A 633-nucleotide genomic window follows, 5' to 3' on the forward strand; every position below is an offset into this window, starting at 1 on the left:
TGAAGGCACGGCGCTTGCAAAAATTTGGCAATTCGATGCAGGCCTTTACTTACCATTTAAAATTGACCAAGAACAATTTAGTTTCTCTTTGCAACATCAGCAACAAATTGCCGTTAATCGCTTGACCTCACAAGACCAGTTCTCCATTGGCAGTCGTTATAGCGTCAGAGGCTTTGATGGAGAACGCACCTTAAGTGCCGATAATGGTCGCTTCACCCGAGGTGAATTAGCATGGCATGCTCCCTCTTTGGCTTATCAAGTGTATTTATCAACGGATTATGGTGTCGTCAATGGGCCGGATGCGGAGTTTTTATTGGGTAGACACTTAGCGGGTGCTGCACTGGGACTTAGGGGGAATTGGCAAAATTTTGGGTATGATTTATATATGGGACTCCCCCTTTCTAAACCAGATGGCTTTATTACTGACGATTTAATGTTTGCTTTTACCCTAAATTATGAATTTTAGTTATTCAAAGCCATAAATTTGATTCTCAGCACTAGAAGTCGTTGTGGTGGCTTATTTTGTTATGGATGTTCATAATCTATTTTAATAGTCGAATGGTAAAAGATGAGCACCTATTTAAAACACAATACAATTAACATAGGAATTTTCAAATGAACAAACTCCGTTAT

Annotated in this window: 1 protein-coding gene; it reads left to right on the forward strand. The window is 39.5% G+C overall.

The window, feature by feature from the left end:
• A partial coding sequence (locus tag ACFFIT_RS07125) for a ShlB/FhaC/HecB family hemolysin secretion/activation protein (protein ID WP_385876967.1) occupies positions 1–466 on the forward strand: 466 nt, incomplete at its 5' end.
• Positions 467–633 lie beyond the last annotated feature (167 nt).

Origin of the sequence: Thorsellia kenyensis, assembly GCF_042432445.1 — a bacterium.
In the GTDB taxonomy this organism is placed as follows: domain Bacteria; phylum Pseudomonadota; class Gammaproteobacteria; order Enterobacterales; family Thorselliaceae; genus Thorsellia; species Thorsellia kenyensis.